Raw genomic sequence first — 5,731 nt, forward strand, 5'->3', positions numbered from 1 at the left:
TATTTGGTAGTTTGAAAGGTAGTAAATATATACTTTTAAAGGCTGAGTCTGACTTGTTGCGGGAACAAAAAACAAAATTATTACAAGTGCAATCAGCCTCACCGCTTGTAAAAATTATGCACTCCTTTCAAGTTAGAGCTTTACTTTTTTGGCATTCACCTAATATTTTAGCACAGTAAGTACGGAAGACCCAACATTACTAGAAAAGTTACGAGAACAGGGAATCAACCCAGAACAATTGTAACTACAGCAAATGATATAACTTCTTCCCCTCCCCCCTTGTCAACGATCCCTCACCATCCGACACTGGACAATGAGAGATCACCGGCAGTCAGGAGGAAATTCCGTGAAAAAAGTCTTAGCCATCATCCTCGGCGGCGGCGTAGGCACCCGCCTTTACCCGCTTACCAAACTACGGGCCAAACCCGCCGTCCCCCTCGCAGGCAAATACCGCCTGATCGACATCCCCGTAAGCAACTGCATTAACTCAGAAATACTCAAAATATACGTCCTAACTCAATTCAACTCAGCATCCCTCAACCGCCACATCTCCCGCGCCTACAACTTCGCAGGCTTCAGCGAAGGCTTTGTGGAAGTGCTCGCGGCCCAGCAAACCAAAGAAAACCCCAACTGGTTTCAGGGTACAGCCGATGCAGTCCGCCAGTATCTCTGGCTGTTTGAAGAGTGGGATATTGACCATTACCTGATACTCTCAGGCGATCACCTCTATCGGATGGACTATCGAGAATTTGTCCAACGCCACCTCGATACCAAAGCAGATATCACCCTATCTGTCTTACCGATGGATGACAAACGTGCATCCGACTTTGGGTTAATAAAAACCGATGAAGACGGTCGTATTATCTCTTTCAGCGAGAAACCCAAAGGCGAAGCTCTCAAACAAATGCAAGTCGATACCACTAAACTGGGATTGACACCGGAACAAGCTAAAGAAAACCCTTACATCGCCTCCATGGGGATTTATGTCTTCAACAAAGACGTTTTAATGCAACTGCTGAAAGAATCTCCGGAAAGGACTGATTTTGGCAAAGAAATTATTCCCGCCTCTGCCAAAGACTATAATGTTCAAGCCTACTTATTTGACGGGTACTGGGAAGATATCGGAACCATTGAGGCTTTCTATGATTCTAACTTAGCTCTCACAAAACAGCCTCATCCACCTTTCAGTTTCTACGACGAACAAGCCCCAATTTATACTCGTCAGCGTTACTTACCGCCATCTAAACTGTTAGACTGCCAAGTAACCGAGTCAATTATTGCTGAAGGTTGCATCCTCAAAGAATGCCGGATAGACCATTCAGTATTAGGAGTGCGATCGCGGATTGAAGCCGGATGTAACATCGAAGATTCCCTGATTATGGGCTCCGACTTCTACGAACCTTTCGCCGAAAGGCAGTCAGGTTCCGAAAAAGGTGCTGTCCCCGTTGGCATCGGTGCAAATACCAGGATTCGCCGCGCGATCGTTGACAAAAATGCCCGCATCGGTCGCCAAGTCCAAATTATCAATAAAGATAGAGTGGAAGAAGCCGAACGCGAAGACCAAGGATTTTATATCCGCAGCGGCATTATTGTAGTCCTCAAAAATGCCATCATTGCAGATGGGACGATCATTTAAGCAGATGTTAGTGGTTAGTAGTTAGTTGTTAGTTGTTAGTTGTTAAGGGTTAACTGTTAACTACTAACAACTAACCACTAATGCTATAGCAAAAGGCAGAAAGATTTCGGGATAAACCATCCGTAACGCCGCCATCTTGGCGGTAAAGTCACCGCTAAGATGGCGGTATTAGGGCACTTGCCTGCGTAAGTCCTATTAAGTAATTTTTTCCATCCCTCCATCCTTCCCTTCTCCACATCCCAATATCCCCATCTCCCATCTCCCCATCCCCCTCTCTCCTCATCTCCCGATCTCCTACCGTTCAGAGTACGGCGATCGCGATCGCCCCTTGAGAAACAACCGAACTTAGCTCAATTAAAACCTTTGATAGCCTAGTATTTACTCTAAATGTCACCTGTGACTTCCTATAGCGCCATAATAAATTATGAGCAAAGCTATCAATTTCCGATTATTTTTGCTAACAACCTTAAGCTAACAACTACTTAAAAGGAGGGCGGTTAATGGCTACAACTGACTTCAAAGACTATTACGCAATTCTGGGACTCAACAAAACCGCTAGTGCTGATGAAATTAAAAAATCCTACCGCAAACTCGCCCGGAAGTACCATCCTGACATGAATCCCGGCAACAAAGACGCAGAGGCCCGGTTTAAAGAAGTTAATGAAGCCTACGAAGTTTTATCAGACCCCGATAAACGCAAAAAATATGACCAATTCGGTCAATATTGGAAACAAGCCGGAACCCCTGGCGGATGGCCAGGTAGTCCCAATAATGTAGACTTTGGCGGCGTTGACTTCAGCCAATACGCCAGTTTTGACGAATTTATTAACACCTTACTTGGTCGCGCTGGCGGGCCCGCTGCCGGCAGCCGTCGTAATGGCAACTGGAACTACACATACCGCCCCAATCCAGGCGGGCCGACAGGCTATGGCGGATATGAGGATTTTACAGGGTTTGATAACCGCACGGCTGCAACTTCCCTCGACACCGAAGCAACTATTTCCCTCAGTCTTGGCGAAGCATTTCGGGGTGTTTCCAAGCGCGTTGGTACCGGCGATGTTTCCATTCCTGCGGGAGTAAAAGCCGGTAGCCGAATTCGGATTAAAGGAAAAGGTCAAATCGATCCCTACACCCAGCAAAGGGGAGATTTATACCTAAAAGTAGAAATTTTGCCTCATCCCTTCTTCCAGTTTGAAGGTGAAAATTTGGTTTGCGAAGTACCCGTAACGCCTGATGAAGCGGTATTGGGAGCCTCCATTGAGGTGCCCACCCCTGACGGGATGGTGGCGGTGAATGTGCCCGCAGGCATTCGTTCCGGTCAATCTTTGAGGTTGCGTGGCAAAGGGTGGCCCAAACCCAAGGGAGGCGATCGCACTGACCAATTAGTGAAAATTGCGATCGTTGCACCGAAAGAAATCAACGCTGTGGAGCGAGAATGCTATGAGAAAATCAAGGCAAATCGTAGTTTTAATCCCCGTAGCAATTTAAAACAGATGCTAATGTAAATTTTTGAGTTTTGATTTTTAAAATACAAGGGGCAGGTTTACAAGCTCAATAGTTTGTATTACAGATATTTGTGAACCAGCCCCGACAGAAATTATCCTCAACAGAACCTACGCACACTAACGCTAACAAGTCAAACTACAAAACCTTCTACCTTCTACTTAACTCTCGCAAATTGTAAGTTCATTGGGCTGACATCGCTTAATTTGAATGCTAACTCTTTCGGCTCCCTCACTTTCCAAATCTTCGATGTAGCCATTAGTGTTAGTTGAGGCTTCTTTATCGCTGTCAAATGGGCCAAAATAGTAAGTACAGCGTGGCGATTCAGTAACAACCTCTACCCACCATTCTCCTTGCTGTTTAGGGCGGCTGGGTTGAGTTATCAAACATAGCCCGATGCCGTATATCAAGAATAAATAAAATCCAAGCATCTTAATTATTTAAGTAGTATTTACTTCAATAAAGCTAACAAAACAGTTAGTGTGGCTGCCTCTGCCCCAGTGCTGACATTGAGATTAGTCGTGACCGTAATTAGGCATAGATCGTTGCCAATACTGGTTAACCGACCAAATGAAGTGAGGAAATCCGCTTAGTTCTCTTTAGTTCTCTGTGCATTATTAATGGCACACTAATGATCGAGACAAAATTAAATAAAAGGATCGATATTACCAATGGCGATTAAAGATCAACCACAACCGCCGCGCTCTCGCCAGATTGGCAATATTTTACTATTGCTATCAGGTCTGTTTCTACTAGGCAACATATTTTTACCAAGTTTACTTGGCCCACAAATTCCGCAAGTGCCTTATAGTTTGTTCGTCCATCAGGTGCAAGAACAAGAAGTACAACGGGTTTCTGTGGGTCAAAATGAAATCCGCTACCAGCTTAAAGGTGAAGCCGATAAACCAGGTCAAGTGCTGACGACAACACCGATTTTTGACTTAGAATTACCCAAACTTTTGGAAGAAAAAGGCGTTGAATTTGCAGCAACTCCTCCGCCTAAAAATGGCTGGTTTACCAGCTTATTAGGTTGGGTAGTTCCGCCATTAATTTTTGTTGCTATCTGGCAATTTTTTATCAGTCGCGGCGGTGGCGGCGGGCCTCAAGGTGCTCTTTCAATTGGTAAGAGCAAGGCTAAGGTTTATGTAGAAGGCGAATCCGCTAAAACAACTTTTGCTGATGTCGCAGGTGTTGAAGAAGCTAAGACAGAATTAGTTGAGATTGTTGATTTTCTCAAAACTCCAGACAGATTTACAGCAATTGGAGCTCGTATTCCCAAAGGCGTGCTGTTAGTTGGGCCTCCTGGTACTGGTAAAACCCTATTAGCAAAAGCTGTAGCGGGAGAAGCTGGCGTTCCGTTTTTTAGCATCTCTGGTTCCGAATTTGTAGAGTTGTTTGTCGGCGTTGGTTCCGCAAGAGTACGAGACTTATTTGAACAAGCAAAAAAACAGGCTCCTTGCATTATTTTCATTGACGAATTGGATGCAATTGGTAAGTCTCGTAGTAGTGGTGCTTTCTATGGTGGTAATGACGAACGCGAACAAACTCTCAATCAATTATTAACAGAAATGGACGGTTTTGCAGCAGGCAATACTACAGTAATTGTGCTAGCAGCAACTAATCGCCCTGAAAGTTTAGATCCAGCTTTGTTACGTCCGGGACGTTTTGACAGACAGGTTTTAGTTGACCGCCCCGATTTGTCAGGTCGCGAAGCTATTCTTAACATTCACTCTCAGAAAGTTAAACTAGGCCCAGATATTAACTTAAAAGCAATCGCCGCTCGAACTCCTGGTTTTGCCGGGGCAGATTTGGCAAATTTGGTGAATGAAGCTGCTTTATTGGCCGCTCGTAACCGGCGTGAAACTGTTGCTCAAGCTGACTTTGCCGAAGCCATAGAACGAGTGGTTGCTGGCTTAGAAAAGAAAAGTCGCGTGATGAATGAAAAAGAGAAAAAAATTGTCGCTTATCACGAAGTTGGTCACGCTTTAGTTGGCTTTTTAACTGCTACTAGCGGCAAGGTTGAAAAAATTTCAATCATTCCTCGCGGAATGGCAGCTTTAGGTTACACTTTGCAACTACCAACTGAAGACCGATTTTTGATGGATGAAGTAGAACTTCGCGGTCAAATTGCGACACTTTTGGGCGGACGTTCGGCCGAAGAGATTATTTTTGGTAGTATCACAACGGGTGCTTCCAATGATTTGCAACGGGCTACTGATTTGGCGGAACGGATGGTAACAACTTACGGAATGAGCAAGATTTTGGGGCCTTTGGCTTATGATAAAGGTCAGCAAGCTCAGTTTCTCAATGATGGTATGGGTAGCCCTCGCCGTCAGATGAGCGAACAGACAGCGGATGCTATTGATAAAGAGGTGAAAGAAATTGTCGAAACTGCTCACACTCAAGCTTTGGATATTTTGAAGAACAATCGCGATTTGCTGGAAACTATTGCGACGAAACTATTGGAAACTGAAGTAATTGAAGGTGAGACACTACACAATTTACTTGGTCAAGTCCAGCCTGTAAATGTTCCTGCTGCTGTTTAGTTCGGTCAGAATCTAGGTACTTCTGACGTAACGCCGCCCTCTGGGC

Annotated in this window: 4 protein-coding genes; 3 read left to right on the forward strand and 1 reads right to left on the reverse strand. The window is 44.9% G+C overall.

Translation table 11 applies throughout. The features are described 5' to 3' along the window. Window positions 1-346 precede the first annotated feature (346 nt). The gene (locus PY364_RS06100; protein ID WP_275521356.1) at window positions 347-1,636 is read left to right on the forward strand and encodes a glucose-1-phosphate adenylyltransferase; all 1,290 of its coding nucleotides are present in this window, start codon (window positions 347-349) and stop codon (window positions 1,634-1,636) included. Between the two features lie 500 nt (window positions 1,637-2,136). Next, window positions 2,137-3,141: a J domain-containing protein gene (locus tag PY364_RS06105; RefSeq protein ID WP_275521357.1), complete on the forward strand. Its 1,005-nt coding sequence runs from the start codon at window positions 2,137-2,139 to the stop codon at window positions 3,139-3,141. A gap of 159 nt (window positions 3,142-3,300) precedes the next feature. On the opposite strand, the gene PY364_RS06110 is transcribed toward PY364_RS06105, so the two are convergent. Continuing rightward, complete coding sequence (locus tag PY364_RS06110) at window positions 3,301-3,570, reverse strand: DUF1816 domain-containing protein (RefSeq protein ID WP_275521358.1); 270 nt, start codon at window positions 3,568-3,570, stop codon at window positions 3,301-3,303. Window positions 3,571-3,810: 240 nt separating this feature from the next. Between PY364_RS06110 and ftsH4 the strand changes: the two genes are divergently transcribed. Further along, window positions 3,811-5,685 (forward strand): ATP-dependent zinc metalloprotease FtsH4, encoded by a 1,875-nt coding sequence (ftsH4, locus tag PY364_RS06115; protein WP_275521359.1) that lies wholly within the window; start codon window positions 3,811-3,813, stop codon window positions 5,683-5,685. The last annotated feature ends 46 nt before the right edge of the window (window positions 5,686-5,731 follow it).

The organism is Kamptonema sp. UHCC 0994 (assembly GCF_029167235.1).
Classification (GTDB): domain Bacteria; phylum Cyanobacteriota; class Cyanobacteriia; order Cyanobacteriales; family Microcoleaceae; genus Kamptonema.

What these genes read in the sequence shown, in the direction of transcription:
- PY364_RS06105 (WP_275521357.1), top strand. Translation starts at nt 2,137, where the DNA reads ATGGCTACAACTGACTTCAAAGACTATTACGCAATTCTGGGACTCAAC.
- PY364_RS06110 (WP_275521358.1), bottom strand. Translation starts at nt 3,570, where the DNA reads ATGCTTGGATTTTATTTATTCTTGATATACGGCATCGGGCTATGTTTG.
- ftsH4 (WP_275521359.1), top strand. Translation starts at nt 3,811, where the DNA reads ATGGCGATTAAAGATCAACCACAACCGCCGCGCTCTCGCCAGATTGGC.